At 56.4% G+C, this 21884-nt stretch carries 17 protein-coding genes; 10 read left to right on the top strand and 7 right to left on the bottom strand.

Annotated features, from left to right (window positions below; translation table 11 throughout):
- Positions 1–7 precede the first annotated feature (7 nt).
- Positions 8–2119: an ATP-dependent DNA helicase DinG gene (gene dinG, locus ABIE61_RS01120; RefSeq protein WP_354406051.1), complete on the bottom strand. Its 2112-nt coding sequence runs from the start codon at positions 2117–2119 to the stop codon at positions 8–10.
- Positions 2120–2241: 122 nt separating this feature from the next.
- Here dinG and lexA point away from each other — a divergent pair, with 122 nt between their 5' ends.
- Together lexA and ABIE61_RS01110 are read left to right on the top strand one after the other, a co-directional pair.
- On the top strand, positions 2242–2850 hold the full coding sequence (lexA, locus tag ABIE61_RS01115) for a transcriptional repressor LexA (protein WP_206834385.1): 609 nt from the start codon (positions 2242–2244) through the stop codon (positions 2848–2850).
- 15 nt (positions 2851–2865) lie between these two features.
- Positions 2866–3273 (top strand): SulA-like leucine-rich domain-containing protein, encoded by a 408-nt coding sequence (locus ABIE61_RS01110; protein ID WP_091823165.1) that lies wholly within the window; start codon positions 2866–2868, stop codon positions 3271–3273.
- Here ABIE61_RS01110 and ABIE61_RS01105 read toward each other — a convergent pair whose 3' ends face one another.
- Both ABIE61_RS01105 and topA read right to left on the bottom strand, forming a co-directional pair.
- Complete coding sequence (locus ABIE61_RS01105; protein WP_091823168.1) at positions 3274–3801, bottom strand: DUF6586 family protein; 528 nt, start codon at positions 3799–3801, stop codon at positions 3274–3276.
- A 43-nt stretch (positions 3802–3844) separates the two neighbouring features.
- The gene (gene topA / locus ABIE61_RS01100) at positions 3845–6478 is read right to left on the bottom strand and encodes a type I DNA topoisomerase (protein ID WP_354406049.1); all 2634 of its coding nucleotides are present in this window, start codon (positions 6476–6478) and stop codon (positions 3845–3847) included.
- A 176-nt stretch (positions 6479–6654) separates the two neighbouring features.
- On the opposite strand from topA, the gene ABIE61_RS01095 reads away from it, so the two are divergent.
- Positions 6655–7374: a DNA topoisomerase I gene (locus tag ABIE61_RS01095; RefSeq protein WP_091823175.1), complete on the top strand. Its 720-nt coding sequence runs from the start codon at positions 6655–6657 to the stop codon at positions 7372–7374.
- A 41-nt stretch (positions 7375–7415) separates the two neighbouring features.
- On the opposite strand, the gene ABIE61_RS01090 is transcribed toward ABIE61_RS01095, so the two are convergent.
- Positions 7416–7922 carry a hypothetical protein gene (locus ABIE61_RS01090; protein ID WP_091823178.1) on the bottom strand — a complete coding sequence of 169 codons (507 nt, stop codon included), beginning with the start codon at positions 7920–7922 and terminating at the stop codon, positions 7416–7418.
- 195 nt (positions 7923–8117) lie between these two features.
- Between ABIE61_RS01090 and pgi the strand changes: the two genes are divergently transcribed.
- The 3 genes from pgi (at position 8118) to ABIE61_RS01075 (ending at position 11516) form a co-directional block, all read left to right on the top strand.
- A complete protein-coding gene (pgi, locus tag ABIE61_RS01085; protein ID WP_354406047.1) occupies positions 8118–9755 on the top strand; it encodes a glucose-6-phosphate isomerase in 1638 nt (545 codons plus the stop codon).
- Complete coding sequence (locus ABIE61_RS01080) at positions 9749–10996, top strand: nucleotide sugar dehydrogenase (protein WP_354406046.1); 1248 nt, start codon at positions 9749–9751, stop codon at positions 10994–10996. The genes pgi and ABIE61_RS01080 overlap by 7 nt, the downstream gene beginning before the upstream one ends.
- Before the next feature lie 79 nt (positions 10997–11075).
- On the top strand, positions 11076–11516 hold the full coding sequence (locus ABIE61_RS01075; RefSeq protein ID WP_091823188.1) for a universal stress protein: 441 nt from the start codon (positions 11076–11078) through the stop codon (positions 11514–11516).
- Here ABIE61_RS01075 and ABIE61_RS01070 read toward each other — a convergent pair.
- Positions 11513–13387, bottom strand: coding sequence for an ATP-binding cassette domain-containing protein (locus ABIE61_RS01070; RefSeq protein WP_354406045.1), 1875 nt, complete (start codon positions 13385–13387; stop codon positions 11513–11515). The genes ABIE61_RS01075 and ABIE61_RS01070 overlap by 4 nt on opposite strands.
- 152 nt (positions 13388–13539) lie before the next feature.
- Here ABIE61_RS01070 and ABIE61_RS01065 point away from each other — a divergent pair, with 152 nt between their 5' ends.
- The gene (locus ABIE61_RS01065; RefSeq protein ID WP_354406043.1) at positions 13540–15474 is read left to right on the top strand and encodes a transglycosylase SLT domain-containing protein; all 1935 of its coding nucleotides are present in this window, start codon (positions 13540–13542) and stop codon (positions 15472–15474) included.
- Positions 15475–15481: 7 nt separating this feature from the next.
- On the opposite strand, the gene ABIE61_RS01060 is transcribed toward ABIE61_RS01065, so the two are convergent.
- Positions 15482–15733, bottom strand: a complete 252-nt coding sequence (locus ABIE61_RS01060) for a glutaredoxin family protein (protein ID WP_242529962.1) — start codon at positions 15731–15733, stop codon at positions 15482–15484.
- A gap of 300 nt (positions 15734–16033) precedes the next feature.
- Here ABIE61_RS01060 and ABIE61_RS01055 point away from each other — a divergent pair, with 300 nt between their 5' ends.
- Positions 16034–17776: a PHA/PHB synthase family protein gene (locus ABIE61_RS01055; RefSeq protein ID WP_091823200.1), complete on the top strand. Its 1743-nt coding sequence runs from the start codon at positions 16034–16036 to the stop codon at positions 17774–17776.
- A 56-nt stretch (positions 17777–17832) separates the two neighbouring features.
- On the opposite strand, the gene ABIE61_RS01050 is transcribed toward ABIE61_RS01055, so the two are convergent.
- Positions 17833–19284 carry an NAD-dependent succinate-semialdehyde dehydrogenase gene (locus ABIE61_RS01050; RefSeq protein ID WP_354406041.1) on the bottom strand — a complete coding sequence of 484 codons (1452 nt, stop codon included), beginning with the start codon at positions 19282–19284 and terminating at the stop codon, positions 17833–17835.
- Positions 19285–19456: 172 nt separating this feature from the next.
- Here ABIE61_RS01050 and ABIE61_RS01045 point away from each other — a divergent pair, with 172 nt between their 5' ends.
- Positions 19457–20857, top strand: coding sequence for an MATE family efflux transporter (locus tag ABIE61_RS01045; protein ID WP_091823206.1), 1401 nt, complete (start codon positions 19457–19459; stop codon positions 20855–20857).
- Positions 20802–21875 carry a DUF3080 family protein gene (locus ABIE61_RS01040; protein ID WP_354406040.1) on the top strand — a complete coding sequence of 358 codons (1074 nt, stop codon included), beginning with the start codon at positions 20802–20804 and terminating at the stop codon, positions 21873–21875. Before ABIE61_RS01045 ends, ABIE61_RS01040 begins: the two co-directional genes overlap by 56 nt.
- Positions 21876–21884 lie beyond the last annotated feature (9 nt).

Below are 21884 nucleotides of genomic sequence, written 5' to 3'. Positions count from 1 at the left end.
CAGATTGTCAGTTGATTTCGCGCCGGAAAGGAGGCAAGGAATCCAGCAGTTGTCGACCGTAACGGCGCGTTACTACACGCCGGTCCAGCAGTACCACCCGCCCTCGATCCTGTTCCGTTCTCAGCAGTCGCCCTACGGCCTGCGTCAGTCGCATCGAGGCAGCCGGCACTGTCCAGTCGGTGAAGGCGTTACCACCACGCTGCTCTATCCATTCCGCCATGGTAGCATCTACCGGATCATCCGGGACACTGAACGGCAGCTTGGTGATAAAAACATCGGTTAGATACCGCCCCGGCAGATCGACCCCCTCCGCAAAGGAGGCAAGACCGAAGATGATACTGCGTTTGTCTTCATCCACGCGTTCGCGGTGCAGGCGCAGCGTTTCCTGCTTGCTGTACTGCCCTTGTGCCAGCACACTATTTTTAATGGATTCATCGAGTTGATCAAGCACCGAGCGCATTTGGCGCCATGAACTGAACAGCACCAGCGCCGCGGCAACCGACTTCAACTCGGTATTGAGATATTCCAGTACCTCATCGGTATGTGCATCAGGCTGACCCGGATCGGTTCGCATCGCCGGCACCTGCAACACACCACAATTGGCGTAATCAAACGGGCTGTTCAGACGCAGTGCCGATGTTTGTGGCGACAGCCCCAACGCTGAAAACAGCTGATCGAAGCGACCCAATGCCGTCAATGTTGCAGAGGTTATCACGGCAGCATAACAGATTTTCCAGAGGTGTTCCGAGAGGGTATCAGCCGCAGAAACAGGTGCACTTCTAAGCTCAAGGTCTTCACCAGCAGGACTCTCGATCCGATTGATCCATCGTGCAGTGGGCGAGCTGCCTTCCGGGTCCGGCCGCGCGTAGGCATGTGCCAGCCACGCTATCTGCTGCACACGCCCCAACAAACTGCCAATCTGGGGAAACCATCGCTCGGCAACTGCACGGGGGATATCGGCAATACCACCTTCCATCGCCTCCTTGAGCAAATCGAAGACCTGTTCAAGATGCTGCTGCGCTCGGTCGGCCGCCTGACCAAGGCTGAAGCAGGGCTCCAGCAGTGGGTCGGGTACCCGCCCTTGTGCAAAGCGATAGCGGTCTTTGACGTTCTCGGCAAACAGTGGCCGCAGCAGCAGCTCAAGCTGCTCAAGCGCAAGCCCCATCTCTTCAAAAGGGCGATGCAGTCGCTCTACCGGATCTGCCAATTGCACTGGTGAACCGGTCTCTGTCACCAACTGAGTCAGCTGCTTTTGTGCAGATTTCAGTAATCGACGACTGCCCTCAAGCCTTGCACCAAAAGCAAAGTGACCACTCGCCTTGTCAGCCAGGTGATGTCCCTCATCGAAGATATAGATGGTTTTTTCTGGCTCGGGCAGGATGGCTCCGCCACCAAGCGCAAGATCGGCCAGCACCAGGTCGTGGTTGGCGACAATCACGTCTGCCTCTTCCAACCGGTCACGAGCCCGGTAGAAAGGACAGGCACTGAAATTCAAACAACGGCGGTTGCTGCACTGCATGTGATCACTGGTCAATGGCCGCCAGATGGCATCATCCACTTCATCTGCAAGTGCATCGCGATCCCCGTCCCACTGACCTGAGGCATAGCTGTCCATCAACTGCTGATACAGTTGCAGCACATCATCGGGCAGCTTTTCAGCTGCCTCATCTTCATATAACGCCATCTGGCCCAGCAGGCCCTGCTGTTCAAGATGGCCTTCCACCTTGTTCAGGCAAAGGTAACGCCCTCGCCCTTTCGCGAGCCGGTAGCGCATTGGCAGGCCTGTATGCGCTTCAACTTCGGGCAGATCCTTATTGATGAGCTGTTCCTGCAGCGCCACGGTTGCCGTAGACAGCACCAACCTGCACTCCTGAGCCCGAGCCAAGGGGATGGCCGCCAACAGATAGGCGATCGTCTTGCCGGTACCGGTTCCGGCTTCAACAACACCCACGGCGGGGTGCAGATCATCCGTTTCACTGCGTGGAACAGCAGCCGCTGCAAGGGTTCGCGCCACGGCTGCGATCATCTGCTTCTGTGCCGGTCGTGCAGTCAGGCCACGACTCTTCAGGAAGCGACTGTAGGCCTCCTGGATCTCTTTTTTTTGCGCCTCGCTCAGCACGCTCAATCCTCATCCGATCTGTGTGGCGATTCTAGCAAGATACTGGATATATAAACAGAAAAATGCTTGACCCTGCTCATTCACTGTATAGAATCACAGTAACCGGATAGGGAACAGATGCCATGAAATTGACCAATCGCCAGACTGAAGTACTGGAATGCATTCGCAAACATATCGAAACAACAGGCTACCCGCCCACCCGAGCTGATATTGCACGCGAACTGGGATTCAAGTCAGCCAATGCGGCTGAAGAACACTTGAAGGCACTGGCCCGCAAAGGCGCCATCGAACTGACCAAGGGCACATCAAGAGGCATTCGCTTGCCGGAAGCCGAGCAACCGGATACCGAAGGCCTGCCCGTTATTGGTCAAGTGGCAGCAGGTGAACCCATCCTGGCACAGGAGCATGTCGAGGACCACTGCACCATCTCGGCAGACTTCTTCCGCCCCCGTGCTGACTACCTGCTGCGGGTCAAGGGGATGAGCATGAAAAACATCGGAATCATGGATGGCGACCTGCTCGCCGTACATCAAACCCGAGAGGCCCGGGACGGGCAGGTTGTGGTCGCACGGATCGGCGACGAAGTAACGGTCAAGCGCTTTAAGCGTGATGGCCGCAAAGTCTTTCTTATTGCCGAAAACGAAGACTTCAGCCCGATCGAGGTAGACCTGAGTGAACAGGAACTGATCATCGAAGGGCTGGGTGTTGGCGTTATCCGGCAAGGCAACTGACAGAGGTCACTCGCCATGTCTGCAATTCATGCAACAGCAACGAACTCGAACCCTCACAGCAAACGTGAATGCGTTGAGAGCCGGGTCACCGAGATTTTGCTGCATAACAGCTCAGTTTGCCTGCAGCCCCTACTGCTGCCCATGATCGCAGGCTTGAGTCGTGAAGACCGCTGGCTGGTCCTGATTAACCCGCCACATGATATCACCCGCAAGGCACTGGAGCAGGCCGGCGCCTGTACACGTCACATCCTGGTCTTGAATACCTGCAGTCTCGATCAAACCGAGCTGCTATGCGGACGGGCACTGGCTGCCGGCACATGCCACACGGTCATCGCCTGGTGCAGCGGTGCTGCACCATCGCTCGATCAACTCAATCAGTCAGCAAGTCAGGGGGATGCACTGGGCATTCTGGTGCGGACCTGATTACCACTCCTGCATGCCAGCACGCAGGCGTTCTATCAGTTCACGGAACGCCTGTAACCAAGCCTTGTATTCAGCCAACACATCCTTGTCTTCCGAATGGTCCGGGTTGATCTGCAATACATGAATTTCGGAAATGCTGCTGTCTACCTCGGTTTTTGCCTGGTGGTAGTCTGACGCCTGCCAGCAGGCCTCATAAGCAGACAGCATTTTGTGCAGCCAACTTCCTCTGTCCCGCTCCAACTGTTCAAGCTCAGTTACTTCGGGGGATTCCTGACCAGTCACTTCAAGCTGCTCAGACAGATCAGTGAAGCGATGGATCCGATCCACATCGAGATTGTAGTTTTCTGCAATCTCGCGCAACAGCGCCGAGTATCCACTTGCCATGAAGAACAGGATCGACTCATGATAGGACTCGATTCTGGCATGCTTGCTCCACTGTGAGGCCTCTTCCGCCTGCTCCAGCGCCTTGATATGCAAGCGCGCAAAATTCAGCTTCTGATTGGTACGAACCGCATAGATATCACTCATTACCTGTACTCCATTGAATGCGCCGACGGTCTCGGTCTCACGCTCAGCGCTTACGTCCCTGCTCTTCCTGCCAGCGCCCGTCACGGTAGAACGCTTTCCAGCCGGTTGCCTTGCCCTCAACTTCCGTCATCACATACTGCTCTTTGGTTTTCCGACTGTAACGAATTACTGCCGGATTACCATCAGGGTCTTTCTGCGGCGCATCCATCAGATAGGCGTATTTGGGATCGATCTCATCACGGTGCGGCACCAGCTCAGCCACCAGCGGCGCACGCGTTTCCCGTTTTTTCGGAAACTGACTCGCCGCCAGGAACAGGCCGCTGGCACCATCACGCAGTACGTAGGTATCTTCAACCTTTTCGCACTGCAGTTCCGGCATTGGTACCGGATCCATTTTGGGAGGCGCCGGCTCACCGTTTTTCAGCAGTTTGCGCGTATTCTTGCACTCGCTATTGGTGCAGCCGAAAAACTTGCCGAAACGACCGGTCTTAAGCTGCATTTCGGAGCCACACTTGTCGCATTCGATACTGGGCCCATCATAGCCCTTGATCCTGAAGCTACCCTGTTCAACCTCGAAACCAGGACAGTCGGGATTGTTGCCGCACACGTGCAACTTGCGCTTCTCATCGATCAGGTAGGAGTCCATCGCCGCATCACACAGCTTGCAACGATGTTTGTTACGCAAGATGCGGGACTCTTCTTCATCATCCCCATCCACACTGACCACTTCGTCGCCAGGTATCAGGTTGATGGTGCACTTACAGCGCTCCTTGGGCGGCAGGTTATAGCCAGAGCAGCCCAGGAACACGCCCGTACTTGCCGTTCTGATCATCATCTTGCGACCGCATTCGGGGCAATCAATATCTGTCGGCGTCGGGCTGTTGGGCCTCATGCCGTGGTCAGCACTTTGTGCCTCCTGCAGCTTGTCGGTAAAGCCGCTGTAGAACTGATTCAACAGCTCCTTCCAGTTCACCTCACCCTGCGCCACGTCATCAAGACGCTGCTCCATACGCGCGGTGAAACTGTAATCCATCAGATCGGAGAAATTCTCGTTCAATCGCTCGGTGACAATGTCACCCATTTTGCAGGCATAGAAACGACGCCCCTGCACCTGTACATAGCCGCGATCCTGAATTGTTGAAATGATGGAGGCATACGTGGAAGGACGACCAATACCACGCTTTTCAAGCTCCTTGACCAGACTGGCTTCGCTGTAGCGTGGTGCCGGCTTGGTAAAGTGCTGCTTCGGGTCCAGCGACTTGAGCTCCAGCACTTCGCCCTGCGCTACATCCGGCAGAATGACATCTTCGTCACTGCGCCCCTTGGCCGGCAACGCGCGAGTATAACCGTCAAAACGCAGAATACGACCTTTGGTAGTAAGCTCGTAATCACCACTTTCAACGGTAATACGGGTGCTCGTGTACAGTGCAGGCATCATCTGACAAGCCAGGAACTGACGCCGAATCAGGTCATACAGACGCTGAGCATCCGGCTCCATGCCCTTGAGAGCATCAACCGTCAGATTCACATCAGAAGGCCGAATCGCTTCGTGCGCCTCCTGAGCCCCTTCCTTGCTTGAGTAGCTGACCGGCTCTTCCGGCAGGTACTCCTTGCCGTACTGTTCAGCAATAAACTCACGGCACGCCTCCACTGCTTCGGCACTGAGGTTAGTCGAGTCGGTACGCATGTAGGTGATATAGCCCGCTTCATACAACCGCTGAGCCATCATCATGGTTTTCTTGACTCCAAAGCTCAGCCGCGTACTGGCAGCCTGTTGCAGTGTAGAGGTAATGAATGGCGCCGACGGCTTGCTGCTGGTGGGGCGGTCCTCGCGCGCACGTACAGCCAGTGCACCGTTGCGAAGGCGTTCCAGATGGGTCTCGGTTTCGGCCTGACTCTCTGGACGGAATGTTTTGCCTGCATATTTGCTGACCTGAAGCCGCAACGCCTGCTGGGCCTGTGTTTCCGAGTCGGCATGCACTTCCCAGTATTCATCAGGTATGAAGGCACGGATTTCGCGTTCACGTTCGACGATCAGGCGCACGGCAACGGACTGTACCCGTCCGGCCGAGAGGCCACGGGCGATCTTCTCCCACAGCAGAGGTGACAGCATATAGCCCACAACACGGTCCAGAAAACGCCGTGCCTGCTGGGCGTTGACACGGTTCAGGTCCAGATCACTCGGCTGGGAAAACGCCTCCTGAATCGCCTTCTTGGTAATTTCGTTAAAAACTACGCGCCGGAATCGACTGTCATCACCGCCGATCGCCTCGCGCAAATGCCAGGCAATCGCCTCCCCTTCGCGGTCCAAGTCCGTTGCGAGGTAGATTTCATCAGCGTTTTTGGCCAGCTTGCGCAGCTCTTCAACGACCTTTTCCTTGCCGGGAAGAATTTCGTAGTGGGCTTCCCAGTCATGCTCGGGATCGACCCCCATACGCGCTACCAGTTGCTCCTGAGACTTCCGCTTTTTATAGACCGCCTTCTCATCCGGCGACATTTTGCGCGTCAAGGCTGCCTGACGCGCCCGTTCCTTGGGATCGCTCTTGCTGGCACTGCCGCTGGTTGGCAGGTCGCGAATATGACCCACACTCGATTTGACAACATACTGGCTGCCCAGATACTTGTTGATCGTTTTGGCCTTTGCCGGTGATTCGACAATGACTAGGGTTTTTCCCATGAGATACGGATCCTTTTTAGAACGGGCAACTCAGAAACTGCGAGCATATATAAGGGGTGGTGCTGCCAGCGTCAAGCAGTGTCTGAGACCGGCGATACCAGTCCGCACGCGGATGCCTTACAATTCATGTACACACCATCCTATAATTAACATCTCTTTTCAGAGTGCCAAACACCATGCTTGGAGACAACCTGTATCTTGTAATCCTCATCGCCGGAGTCGGTATTCTGGCGCTGGCGATCAACTATGTGGTCACCACGCGCGAACAGCAGACCGAAGCGCGCCGAGAAAGGCTGAGCTGGCTGCAAACACAGGCGGAGCACACCCTGCACGCCCTGGCCATTCTGAAAGAAAGCGGCTGCCGGCAGGATATTATCGACAAGCTCAACCAGCATGCGATGGCGCTTATCGAGGAGATCAGCCTGCTGGCACCGGACTCCGAACTGATGTCCGAAATCAGCAAACTGAAAGAAAGCAGTGACCGCAGCAAGCCTGACAAAAGCCGGTTCAACAGTGACCGAGCCGTCAAACGGGCCCAGATTTACATCAATTTTGCGGAAAAGCTGATCGTGCAGATGGCACAGGCCGGCAAGATGACCGGTCAGCTTGCCCGTACATATCAAACAGAGCTGTACTGGCTTAACGTATCGTTGGTGGCCGACGCCCACCAGTATCAGGCGTCCAGATTGATTGAATCCGGTGACAAGCTTGCGGCCCTTTCTCACCTGAAACACGCCAAGGCGGTTCTCGTTCGGGCTACCGCACCGCAACGACAGAAGCAGCCACGCCTGGATGAGCTACAAGCTGAAATCGACAGAATTCAGCCCAAACGCAACTGGGGCGCCGGCGCCCTTGCAGAGTCACTGGACGATTACCTGAATGAAAAACAGCCCTGAAGCCGCTTCTCGTTCAACCCCTCTACCCAGCGTCATCGCTATCAGATTTTCTGCTCCAACATTGGCTGAGCCAGGCGATACAATAGATCCAAACGTGTCTCGTCGCCACGCTCATCCCAGTAGAACGTTAAACTGAGCGGAGTTGACTCAACACCCAGCACGTCATCCGGCAGCTGCTCCAGCAGGCTGTTTAACCGCTCCAGCGCTTCCGGCTGCAGCGTTCCCTGTCCTTTGCTCCAGCTCCAGTTTTCAATCAGGCCAAGGTGATCCAGGGTATCAACGCGCAACACCTCCCAACCACTCCAGTTGTCGCGCTCACCTCGCTCCAGATTGGTTCTTGCAATGCGATAGGCAGGGATTGTACGTACTTCAGGTTCCATCTCGCCAAGCGCTCGCGGCAGGGATACCCGCGCCATCTGCACCTGAATGCCCAACTGACGTGCCTTGAGCCTGAGGTTTGCCTGATAGCGCTGTCGCGGGCTGGGCATCACCCACATGACCGAGCCTATCAGTGAGGCAACTACCAGTGAGATGATGAACCATTTCATTCGACAGACTCCAGGTCAGAGGTCAGGGACAGGCGCGAATAGTAACGCTAAGACCACATAAACGACAGTATGACGCACCGGCAGAATGCAACGGCCATGGACCAGTGCTTTAACTGAAAGCCGTTTCTGACTAAGATGCGCCTCAGGTTGGCAGCCGCTGCCAACAACTCATTAGTAAAGATGCAAGGAGCCGCCTTGGACAAGCACAGGGTTTGGCAACAGCTGGAACAGCTCTGCGCCACTGAATCCTCTCTGCACCTGCGCGACCTGCTGCAGGTAAAGGACCGGTTTTCCCGGTTCAGTTTTCGTCAGGATGAGCTGCTGCTCGATCTGTCCCGACAACGGCTGACCACGAATACCCTGACCCAGTTACTGCAACTCGCTGACAGCTGCGACTTGGCACAGTGGATCGAGGCCCTGTTCAATGGCGAGCGCATCAACCACACTGAAAACCGCGCCGCGCTGCATACGGCACTGCGCCTGCCCGCAGAAGCAACACTTGAGCATCAGGGGGAAGACCTTGTCACACTGGTGCAGGCTGATCTGCAGCGCATGCAGCATTTGGTGGAACAACTACATCAGGGCCAATGGCGCGGTTTCAGCGGCGAACCGATCGACACATTGGTCAATGTAGGAGTCGGCGGATCAGACTTGGGTCCAATGATGGTCTGCCGCGCACTGGACGGCTTTCAAGCACCGGAAGCACGCCAGATCACAACTCATTTCATATCGTCTATGGATGGCAGCCAGATTTCAGGCCTGCTGGACCAGCTTGATCCGGCCCGCACCCTGTTTGTTGTTTCATCCAAGTCATTTTCCACCGCCGACACCCTCGCCAACGCGGCGACGGCACTGGACTGGCTTATCCGTGCCAGCGGCCTGACCACTGAACTGCTTGCTCGACGCCATTTCATTGCTGTAACCGCCAATGCGCCACGCGCAGAAGCCTGGGGCATTCCGGTTGAAAACCAGCTTCACTTTCGCGACTGGGTCGGAGGACGCTATTCGCTTTGGTCAACCATTGGCCTGGCGATCGCTGTCAGGATCGGCATGAGCGGTTTTCGAGCCCTGCTGGACGGGGCTCACCGCATGGACATGCATTTTCGGCACACCCCCTTCAGTCACAACTTGCCTGTCCTGCTGGCATTGGCCGAAGTCTGGAATATCAACTTCCTTGGCATCCATGCCCACGCCATTCTCCCCTACGATGGCCGGCTGGCACACCTTCCCGCCTACCTTGAACAGCTGGAAATGGAAAGCAACGGCAAGAGCGTCGACCGGCAGGGAAATCGAATTGAACACCACACCTGTCCGGTGCTCTGGGGTGAAATCGGTCCCAACGCCCAGCACGCGTTTTACCAGTTACTGCATCAGGGAAGTGAAGCGGTCATGTGTGATTTTATTGTTCCGGCACGGCGCTACGCCGACCAGAGCGATGCATTGCAATCTCAGCACCGTCTGACACTGGCGAACTGCCTGGCACAGGCACGAGTCCTGGCACTGGGCGATGCTGCGGTTGATCAATCCAATGCAACGCCCTGGCAGCGCTACCAGGGCAATCAGCCCAGCACACTTATCCTGCTGGACGAGCTGACACCCGCGTCACTGGGTGCTCTGATTGCCCTGTACGAACATAAGGTGTTTGTTCAGTCTGTCATCTGGAACATCAACCCCTTCGACCAATGGGGCGTCGAGCTTGGCAAACAGGTGGCCAACAGCCTGCTGGATATAATCGGCACCCCGGCAACGACTGACCGGTTTGATATCGCGACCGAAGGCGTATTGAATCAGCTGCATGGTCAATGGAGCGACAGGGAGAGTACAGAATGTTGATTGCGATATGGGGGGACGAACTGGGTGCCTGGGTGGCAGCCGTCGAACTTGCCCGCACCGGGAACCACGTACTTCTGCAGCAAGCAGCTCCGGGTGAAAGCAGCCATCGCGCCGAACCCGGGCTGATGGACAGCCTTGCCGCAGGCATGACATCCGGCAACATCCGATTGTGCAGCCACCAGGAAGCACTGCAGGCCCCTTGGCATTGGCTTGCCTCCCACCCTTCCGATATCAGCCATGCCGAAAGCGTCTGTCGTGATCTCAGCCAGCAGGGCCCGGACAACCTGGTGCTGATCAATCAGAGCAACTTCGGCATTGGTGCCAGCGACCGGCTGCACGCCCTGCTTGATTCTGCCCGCCAGCAGTCATTAGTCTGCCTGCCAGATACTCTACAGCAGGGACAGGCACTGCAGCAGTTTGCAACTCCCGATACGCTGCTTGTAGGGTGCGAGGATGATGCTGCGCGCCTGCGGCTACAGGCTCTGCTGCGACCGTTTTCTTCTCGCCTGCAGCAGATTCAGTGGATGAGTCGACGGGAAGCCGAATTCAGCAAGTTTGCCATCTCTGGGATGCTGGCCCTGCGCCTTGGGTACATCAATGAACTGGCCAACCTGGCGGACCGCCTTGACGTGGATATTGAAGTGGTACGACAGGGCATGAGCAGCGACAAGCGCATTGGACAGCATTACCTGTCGCCTGGCTGCGGTTTTGGTGGCCACCATTTCACCCAGTACATTGAGGGACTGGCTGACATCCTGGCCGAAACCCACCATTCAACCCTGCTTAACACCGTGCTGAATGAAAATGAGCGTCAGAAAGAACTGCCTTTCCGCAAAGTCTGGCAGCACTATCGGTGTGATCTGCGCGGTCGACGCATCGCTATCTGGGGCTGCGCATTCAAGCCTGGGGTCGCCAGCGTGGATAACGCGCCGTCATTGCGGGTCATTCGTGCCCTGCTGGCACAGGAAGCACAGGTTCAGGTGCATGATCCCGAAGCACTGAGTGCCCTTCAGAGCGAATTGGGGCAAAGCACCGGACTCACACTGCATCAAGACCCCTACACAGCAACACAGCAGGCCGATGCGCTGCTGCTGCTAACCGAATGGCCCCTGTACAGTTCTCCGGACTATGAGCGCCTGCTGCAGCTGATGCAAACACCGCTGATTGTTGATGGTCGCAACCTGTTCGAGCCGGACTACCTGCGCCAGCTTGGATTTACCTATTACGGCGTAGGACGCTGAAAAACGTCAAGCATCCGGAGTGTGCGCCGGGCACATGCAGTGCTATTCTAGAGGCACACTCAACTGGAAGGATGTAACGATGAGTATCTATTCCCGCATTCTGCTTGCGCTGGATCTGTCAGATGAATCGGAACAGCTGGCAATGAAAACGGCCGAGATGGCCAAAGCTTTCGGCGCCGAACTCAACCTGATTCACGTAGTGGAGCCTCTCAGCTTTGCCTATGGCGGCGATGTTCCCATGGACCTGACGACCATACAGGAGCAGCTTGACGAGCATGCACGCACCAAGCTGGACCTGTATGCAGAAAAGATTGGCTACCCTGTCAGTAACAAAATTATCGTGACAGGCCATACCGAGACGGAAATTCACCGTGCTGCCGAAGAGCACAACACCGACTTGGTAATCCTGGGCAGCCATGGCCGCCATGGGCTTGCCCTGCTGCTTGGTTCGACCGCCAATGGTGTCCTGCATGGCGCCAAATGTGATGTGCTGGCAATTCGGGTAAAAGAGGAGGACTAACCCCCCTCCTGCATTGACTCCAGCTCAACCCAGCGCTCCATCAACGCCTCGAGCTGCTGCTCCTGCTGTTGCAGCAACTCGAGCGTGTTGGCAATCTCGGTCTGATCACCGGCGTAAAATTCGGGTGATGCGGTGACAGCGTGCAACCGCTCCAGCTCAGCCTCTGTCGCCTCCATCTGCTGTGGCAACAGATCCAGTTCTCGCTGCAGCTTATAACTCAGCTTTTTGGCCGTCGGCTTTTTCGCGGCAACAGGCCTTGGCTTCTCGGCCTTGGCCGCTGCGACAGGCTGTGGCCGCTGCCGCAACCAGTCGGCATAGTCACCCACATACTCACGGACCACACCCTGCCCTTCAAACACCACCGAGCTGGTGACCACATTATCGAGGAAACGACGGTCATGACTGACAAGAAGAATGGTGCCATCAAAGTTGAGTAGAATTTCTTCCAGCAGCTCCAGCGTTTCCACATCAAGGTCGTTAGTTGGCTCGTCCAGTACCAGAACATTGGCCGGCTGACTGAACAGACGCGCCAACAGCAGTCGGTTGCACTCCCCACCGGAAAGCGCCTTGACCGGGGTCCGCGCACGCTCGGGGCTGAACAGAAAATCCTGCAGATAACTGATAATGTGGCGCGACTGACCGTTGACGTCAATACTCTCGCGCCCACCTGATACGTTGTCGATCACGCTTTTTTCGGGGTCAAGCTGTCCTCTTAGCTGGTCGAAGTAGGCCACCTCCAGCTTGGTGCCGAGCCTGACCACACCAGACTCCGGCTCAAGCTGGCCGAGTACAATCTTCAACAAAGTGCTTTTGCCGCTGCCGTTAGGACCGATCAAACCGATTCGGTCACCACGCTGAATCTTGAGTGAGAAGTCACACAACAATGGTTTGCCAGCGTAACTCATAGAGACATGCTCCAGCTCTGCCACCAGCTTGCCTGACTTCTGCGCCTCTTCAAGACCAAAGCTTGCCCCGCCCTGGCGCTCACGGCGCTGTGAACGCTCGCGTCGCAGTTGCTCCAGCGCACGAACTCTGCCTTCGTTGCGGGTGCGGCGTGCCTTGATCCCCTGACGAATCCAGCGTTCCTCCTGGGCCAGCTTTTTGTCAAATTCGGCGTTGTGACGCGCCTCCTCATCCAGCAGCTGCTGTTTCAGTTCCAGGTAACGGCTGTAGCTGCCCGGAAAGCTGGTCAGCACACCGCGATCCAGCTCTACGATGCGTGTTGCCAGCTTCTCCACCAGCGCACGGTCATGCGAGACAAACAGAATGGCTCCCCGGAAGTCGAGCATCATCTGCTCAAGCCATTCAATGGTTTCGATATCGAGATGGTTGGTCGGCTCATCCAGCAGCAACAGATCGGGTTTCTGCACCAGTGCCGCCCCCAGGGCGGCACGGCGACGCCAACCACCGGACAGCTCTGCCATACGGGTATCCGGCTGCAGCCCAAGCCGATCCAGCACAGACTGTACTTGCTGTTCAAGATGCCAGCCGTCACGGGCTTCCAACTGATGCTGCAGCTCTTCCAGCTGCTTCAGTGAAGCGGCATCCGTGTTGTGTGAAAGGGTATCGTAGGCACGGCGCAGCTCAACCACTTCGGCAAGACCGGACGCTACCACATCATGTACCGTCCGCTCATCGGCTGCCGGCAGCATCTGGGACAGCTGAGCGATACGAATGGCCGGATCTCGCCAGACAGAGCCCTGATCAGAATGAATCTCGCCGGACACCAGCTTCATCAGGGTCGACTTCCCCGCCCCGTTGAGACCAACCAGTGCAATCCGCTCGCCCGGATCAATCTGAAAATCAACACCATCCATCAGCGGCGCAGCACTGAAGCTGACCGACACACCTTCCAATTTTATCAGCGGCATACAAACCCGTACCTTGCAAACATTCAAGCGCGCTAGTGTACCTGAATTCAGTGCTTCTGTTGAAAACAGCAGAACAATGGTTATTTTTGCTTTTAGAGCAGGATACACTGGCCGACAGTATTCAGATTGGTTACGGCTGTTCGGAGATTATTATGTTCAGGCTGAAGTTATTGTTATTGTTGCCGCCACTGCTGCAAGCTGGCGTATCCAGCGCACACGATCATCACGATGAACTGCGTGAACAGTTCAGAAGCGCCTTGCTGCAGGCCACCCCGCTCAGCCATGAGCAAAAAACCGCATTCAGCACATATCCTCTGTACCCCTATCTCGAGTACCAGCAAATCAACAGCCGGATCGACAGCGCTTCTGCTGAACAACTGCAGGCATTTATCGATGCCAATGCGGATACCCCATTGGCGGGTCGACTGCTGTTTGCCTGGGCTCGCAGCAGTGGCGAAAAAAAAGACTGGCCAGCTTTCAGCCAAGCCTGGCAACAAATTCAGCGCCCCGACACTCGGTTGCAGTGCCTGCATGCGAGCTACCTTCTGGACACGCAGCAACAGCAGGACGCCTGGGAAGCGGCCCGCACGCTCTGGACCGTTGGCCATTCACAGCCTGACGAATGCGACCCCGTTTTCAGTCAGTGGCTGAAATCAAGCCACTTCAGCCAGCAGGATGCACTCAATCGCCACTTGGCTGCATTGATGCGGGGACGCCCCGGCTTGGCAACCTATGCGGCACGCTTCATTACGCAAAGCGAGTTGCAGCAGCAGGCAAAACTAGCTCGTTCCCTGTATGACAACCCGGAGCAACTGACACAGCAACCCCAGTTGCTCAGCCCCGAAACACCGCATGCCGATCAGCTGCTGGTATTGGCGGTCAACCGACTGGCACGTCAGGACCTTGAGCAGGCCATTCGACTCTGGGTACGTGAGCGCGAGCGATTGCAGGTACCGGCCGAACAATACGACTCCGTCAGCAGGCGTCTGGGCGTGCTGATGGCAAAGCGCTTCCCGGCCGAAACCGATCCCCTGCTGGCCTCACTGGATCCCGAGCATAAACTGGCAGACCTTTCTGGGTGGCGAGTTCGTCTGGCGCTGGTACGACAGGACTGGGCCGAAGCGCTGTCCCTGATTGAAAAGCTGGACGAGGCTGAGAGACACACCGACCGCTGGCGCTACTGGAAAGCGATTGCTCTGGAACAGCTAGGTAAGCCCGGCCGAGAGGCTCTGTTGCGAGATCTTGCCACCGAGCGCTCATTCTATGGCTTTATGGCAGCCCAGATGCTGGACACACCCTACCAGCTCAATGATACGCCACTGATTCAGAGCACAGACGCCAAACAACAGCTGGCACAACTGCCTGCGTTTGTCCGCATTCGTGAATTGCTCGCGCTTGAGCGCTATTATGATGCCCGCTCGGAGTGGAATCTTGCGATCAGCCACATGAAGCCCGAGCAAATTCACGCGGCCGCCCACCTGGCCAGAGAATGGGGCTGGTACGATCAAGGCATTCGGGGCGCCATCAGCAGCCAGCGCTGGAACGACATGCAGCTGCGCTTCCCCAACCCCCTGCCGGAGCTGTTTGAACAGCACGCCCAGAATCGCGCCATCGATCCGGCCTGGGCGGTTGCCATTGCCCGTCAGGAGAGTGCATTTTGGATGCAGGCACGCTCCCATGCCGGCGCGCTGGGATTGATGCAGTTGATGCCGGCAACGGCACGCGCCACGGCCAAACGCCATGCCATTCCGTTGCCCAGGCTCAGCCTGCTGTCCGAGCCAGACACCAATATTCGCCTGGGCACCGCCTATCTGAGCGAGATGGCTGAGCGCTTCAACGGCAACCTGGCCTATGCATCAGCCGCTTATAATGCCGGCCCCTATCGCGTCAGCCAATGGTTGGATGCACGGGGTGACCTGCCACTGGACATCTGGATCGAAACCATCCCCTTCGACGAAACCCGCAACTACGTCCAAAACGTTTTGGCATTCAGAGTCATTTACGAACGTTTGGCTCAGCGCCCGGTGACCCTGTTCAGTCCACAGGAGTTCAATATGCTGGCACTGTATCAGCAGAACGGCGGTTAACCTGACCCTAAGGCTGAGCGCAGTTTTGCAGAAACTGCGCCAGCCGCTGACCATCAAAGGGCCAATCAAGCTCGCCACCACTGACCCGATCAACCAATACGGGAATCCGTGTCGCATAGCGCTCCATCAGCGCTTCATCGTAGACAATATCAACCAGATCCACTTCAGCCTCATCCGGTTCAAGCCCCAGCTGAAGTATGGCAACGGCATCATCACACAGGTGACAGCCCTCTGTGGTCATCAGGTCAAGCTGGTACATGATCACTTTTCATCCTGTTTTTAAGCGCATGCAACATTATTACTTATACTGACACAACCTTCACCTCGGCCATGCTCTCTCGACAGCAAAACGCGAAATATTGCATCGCAGTAACACAGGTGCAATAGCAAAGCCTGATGCTAATACTTTATGAGGGCTTGTCAGTGCCATAGGCACCGGTCTATGCTCAAAACAGTTTCCCGCTACAAGCCAAAACCACAGGTTGATTCCGGCGTAAGCGTATTCAGGGCCAGGGAGCCTGCGTTCATACCGGACAACAGAGACCGAAAGCAGGCAGTTATGACGGATAAACAAGGCAACATCGCAACAGACCCGCAGGAATTCATCAATTACGTCAATCACGAGACCAGCAAAATGCTGGAGATGTTCTCGGCAACCGGCGGTGACGATATCCTGCGTCAGTTCACGCAATCATGGACTGAACTGGCCACCCGCTCTCTTGAAGATCCGACTGTATGGGTACGTGCCATCGCTGACTATCAGCAGGCGCAATTCAACCTTTGGCGCAACCTGTTGACGGGCAATACCAGCAGCCCGGTTGCCGAACCACCGCCCGGCGATCGCCGCTTCAAGGCGGATGAATGGTCCAAAAACCCGGTTTTCGACTATATCAAACAGTCCTATCTACTGACCTCACGCATGCTGACCGAGATGGCCCACAATGCCAATCTGTCGCCGCAGGAGCAGCAGAAGTTGGAGTTTTACACCCGCCAGTATGTGGATGCGCTCTCCCCCACCAACTTTGCCATCACCAACCCCGAAGTGCTGCAACAGGCACTGGAAACCAAAGGGGAAAGTCTGGTTAACGGTCTGAAAAACCTTCTCGGCGACATCGAGAAAGGCCGCATCTCAATGACCGACGAGTCGTCATTTGAACTGGGCAAGAATCTGGCAACGACTGAAGGTGCTGTTGTTTTCCAGAATGACATCTTCCAGTTGATCCACTACAAACCGCTGACCGAACAGGTTTACGAGCGCCCAACCCTTATCGTGCCGCCAAGCATCAACAAGTTCTACATTCTGGATCTGCAGCAGGATAACTCGTTTGTCCGCTACTGCCTGGAGCAGGGACAGGATGTTTACCTCATCTCCTGGACCAACCCCGGTGCAGAGCAACGCGATTTGAGCTGGGATGACTACGTTGGCGACGGTATTCTGAAGGCACTTGAAGTCACCAAGTCAATCAGTGGTCAGGAAAAGGTCAACACCGTATCCTGGTGCGTTGGCGGTACCCTGATGGCCTCGGCTCTCGCTGTGCTGGCCAACCGCAAGGACAACTCGGTCGGCAGCTGCACCTTCCTCACTACGCTGATCGATTTCAGCAACCCCGGTGACCTGTGCGTATACATCGATCAATATCAGGTCAAGCAACTGGAATCCAAGGTCAACAGTGAGGGCATTCTGCACGGCCGAGAACTGGCCACATCCTTCAACATGCTGCGCTCCAATGACCTGATCTGGTCCTATGTGGTCAACAATTACCTCAAGGGACAGACACCACCGCCGTTCGACATCCTCTACTGGAACAGCGACCCGACCAACCTGCCGGCAGCGATGTACACCTATTACATAAACAATATGTACCTAGAGAACAAGCTGGTTGAGCCTGACGGCCTGACCATATGTGGCGAGCCGATTGATCTGCGCAAGGTCAAGACTCCCTGCTACTTCCTCTCAACCATGGAAGACCATATTGCCCCCTGGAAAGGCACCTTCAAGGCGCTGGATCTGTTTGGCGGCACAGTGGAGTTTGTGCTGGGTGCCAGTGGACACGTTGCCGGCGTTATCAATCCGGCGAAAAAGAATCGCCGCAATTTCTGGATCAAGGGCGAAATGGGACGCGGTCCCGAAGCCTGGCTGGAAACCGCTGAGCGCCAGGAAGGCTCGTGGTGGAACAACTGGAACGACTGGCTGCGTCGTCGTGCCGGCAAGAAGGTTGATGCACCGAAGGATTACGGCAACAGTGATTACAAGGTGATTGAGCCTGCCCCCGGCAGCTATGTCCGCAAGCGTCTGGACTGATTCAGCCACGCTTTAAAAAACGCCGGGGCGGCATACACAGCCCCGGCGTTTTTATGTCAGATACCACCCATCAGCATGTATTTGCACTCCAGGTACTCTTCCAGCCCCTGGCGAGCCCCTTCACGCCCCAGCCCGGATGCCTTCACCCCGCCAAACGGTGCCAGCTCGGTAGATATAATCCCTTCGTTGATGCCGATCATGCCGTATTCAAGGCCTTCAGCCACCCGCCAGACCCGTCCAAGATCACGACTGAAAAAGTAGGCCGCCAAACCATATTCGGTGTCATTCGCCATGGCGATGGCCTCCGCTTCATCACTGAAGCGAAAAACAGGAGCAAGTGGCCCGAAAGTCTCTTCTGTTGCCACCTGCATCTGTGGCGTTACATCACGCAGCACAGTAGGCTCGAACCATGTGCGTCCCAAGGCATGTGGCTTGCCGCCACACACCACACTTGCTCCCTTGGCAACGGCATCATCAATGTGGCTCTGGATCTTGGCCACTGCAGCGGCGTTGATCAGAGGCCCCTGCTGCACATCTGCGTCAGTGCCACTTCCCACTTTCAGCTGTCGCGTGCGTTCAGCCAACGCCTCGACAAAGCGGTCATAGATTCCGTCCTGCACCAGAAAGCGGTTGGTACAGACACAGGTCTGGCCGGCATTGCGATATTTGGATGCCATGGCGCCATCCAGCGCCCGCTCAAGATCCGCATCATCAAATACGATGAAAGGGGCATTACCGCCCAGCTCCAGAGAGACCCGTTTCACTGTATTGGCACACTGCGCCATCAACAGCTTGCCAACCGGGGTGGAGCCGGTAAAAGACAGTTTACGGACCAGCTCATGCCCGGTCAGCACCGAGCCCAGCGCCCTTGGATCTCCCGTAAGAATGTTGAACACCCCGGCCGGAATACCGGCACGGTGAGCCAATTCGGCCAGTGCAAGTGCAGAAAGCGGTGTATCTTCTGCCGGTTTGCAGATGAAACTGCAACCTGCTGCCAGAGCAGGAGCGGCCTTGCGGGTAATCATGGCGGCGGGGAAATTCCAGGGCGTGATGGCGGCAACCACCCCGACCGGTTCACGACTGACCAGAATGCGAGCATCCTGCTTGTGAGTTGGAATCAGCTCGCCATAGGCACGCTTACCTTCTTCGGCAAACCATTCGACAAAGCTTGCAGCATACTGCACTTCGCCACGAGCTTCGGCCAACGGCTTGCCCTGCTCAAGCGTCATCAACAGTGCGAGGTCTTCCATATTGTCCTGCATCAGTTGATACCAGCGTCGCAGCACGGTCGCTCGCTCCTTCGCGGTTGTCGTACGCCACTGCTTGAAGGCCTCATGAGCGGCGGTCACGGCTGCCTTGGCATCCGTCTCTGACATCAGTGGCACCCGGACCAGCTCGTCACCCGTAGCAGGGTTGAAGACAGCGAAGGTCTCTCCACTTTTCGCGTCAATCCACTCACCGTTAACATAGGCCTGCCCACGCAGCAGACTGCTGTCTTGCAGCTTCATCACTCACCTCCGGAATTGATCTATCAGTATCATTGCATCTTAGCGTTGCACTACTGTTAGCGCACCCTTATCCTTGCCCCGCCACAGGAGGATATTCCAACATGCGCAGCCACACCGTGAAAAGGACCCGTTCAATGAACACCACACACGCTCAGCACGCCGCCCCTGCGACATGTTGAGGTCTGGTTTCAACCGCAGCGAGGAAATTCGCACCCTGCTACTGCTTGGCTGGCCGATCATGGTAGCTCAGCTGGCTCAGAGCGCCATCGGCTTTATCGACACCCTGATGGCTGCTCGTGCGGGAGCCAACGACCTTGCGGCCATTGCACTTGGCAGTAGCCTCTGGTTGCCATTGTTTCTGGCACTGGGCGGTATACTGATGGCCACCACTCCGCTGGTTGCCCACCTGATAGGCGCCCATCGCGAGCGCCGCAGCCGCCAGGTGCTGCAGCAGGCCGTATGGATTGCGCTGCTGTTGAGCCTGCTGGGGGTCCTGCTGTTGCGCAACCCAGGCCCGATACTCGAACTGCTGCAGTTGGAAGCCCGACTGGAGCAGACTACACGCGACTACCTTGATGCAATAAGCTGGGGATTCCCTGCTTTTCTGCTCTATCAGGTGGTACGCAGCTACAGTGAAGGCTTTGGCAAAACCCATCCGGTCATGCGCATCGCCGTCCTTGGCATGCTCTGTAATATCCCTCTCAACTATGTACTGATTTTCGGCAAGCTGGGGCTGCCGGAAATGGGAGGTGTTGGTTGCGGCTATGCCAGCGCCGTTGTGATGTGGGTCATGCTGCTGACCGGTATTGCCTACCTGCTGCGCAGCCCTCGCTTCAGGCCACTGCGTCTTTACAGTCACTGGCAGCGCCCCAAAGGCAGTGTGATTCTGACATTCCTTCGGCTCGGCCTGCCGATCGGCTTTGCATTGCTGATTGAGGTCAGCATGTTCTGCGTGTTGGCGCTGCTGCTGGCCCCGCTGGGCGAGACGGTGATCGCCGCCAACCAGATCACCATTAGCTATACTGGCATGATCTTCATGGTACCACTCAGCATTGCAATGGCACTGACCATCCGTGTAGGCCAGCTTGTCGGGGCTGGTCAAGGCGATGCCGCACGACATGCCGTGATCACCGGCGTTATGATCACCCTGACCATCGCCCTTGTCAGCAGCTCACTTTCACTACTGTTGGCCGAGTCCATTGTAGGACTCTACACTGACCGTGAAGCGATTATTGGCCTGGCCGCCACCCTGATCAGTATTGCGGCCGTTTTTCAGTTTTCCGATGCACTTCAGGTCAGTGCAGCCGGCGCCTTGCGTGGCTACAAGGATACGGCCGTCCCCCTGCTGATGGTGTTCATTGCTTATTGGCTGATCGGCCTTCCGGTCGGGTATGTACTGGGATTCACTCAATGGCTGACAGCGCCACAGGGGGCAGCCGGACTCTGGTATGGACTGCTGATCGGGCTCAGCGTCGGTGCCGTACTACTGACAACACGCCTGGTCAGGATTGCACGTCATGCGGATGTTGATAGCAACTCTGGCGCTGCTTCTGTTGAGCGCCTGCAGCACTGAAAATCCCCAGACGCGATTGGAGGACTATGCCAGTCGCGTTGCCAATGCCATCGATTACCCCATCAATCTGGAGCTTGATAAAACCATACCGCCTTACCCTCAAGCACGGGAGCGACTGCTTGATATACCTGAGCTGAGAGAGGGCGTTGTGAATGTGTTTGATCTGCGTCGCTGCGGTCTGATGGAGTTGATCGGAGAGCGCAACAGCTCACTGGGCAAACTGGCATTGCCATCGCAGCGCTTGCTCTATGAGCTGCGTTTTTTGCCACCGTTGCGCCACTGTATACATGAGCTTCAACAGCAGCCGAAACGTGACACGAGCGAAAATGAGCTGCTTGAACGGCTGCAGCACATCGAACAGGTCAAACGCCAGCAGCTGCCACGGGTACTGAGTAACGCCATTTTCAATTCCAGCGAAATGGTCTCCCAATTTTCACGCACTCACCCTGCATTAGAGATGAAACAGGCTCAGCAATCCGGAGCGCTCCAGCCCCCTCTGCAGCGTTTCGAGCAATTGCTGAGAATGAGCCAACAGCCTGACTGGTCTCTGCCTTCCTGGAGCGACCAACTTGAGCAATCCTACTTCGAACTTCATACCCGTCCCTTCGGCGCACCCTGGCTGAAAAGTCTGAATATGCTCACCCAAACACTGGACCAGACCGCCAGCGCCATCAATGCTCGGCTCGATGAGCGCCCGATCTGTTTCAATAATCGCCCCAACAACCGAGCGCGTATCATTCAGTCCGTATTGAACGGCTGGTACGCAAGCGAACTGCAACCGATGATGTCCGCTCTGCACCGCAGCGGTGAACAATGGCGCAACGGCCTTGAACCTCTCTACACAGAACTGCCAACCAGCCCGGCCCTGAAGCACTATTTTCAGGCAACATTGTCTGATCACCATAACAGCCTGTGGCAACAGTACATCCGGGCACGAGACCGCCATACCGACGCCTGGCAGCGCCTGCTCAGTCAATGTGGCTTGATGCCTGGTCACTCTGTTCAGGATGACGCTTGAGCGGCGCGC

The sequence above is a fragment of the Marinobacterium sp. MBR-111 genome, from assembly GCF_040547585.1.
Lineage (GTDB): Bacteria > Pseudomonadota > Gammaproteobacteria > Pseudomonadales > Balneatricaceae > Marinobacterium > Marinobacterium iners.
Note: the sequence above shows the minus strand (reverse complement) of the source record. Positions and strands in the feature narration are given on the sequence as shown.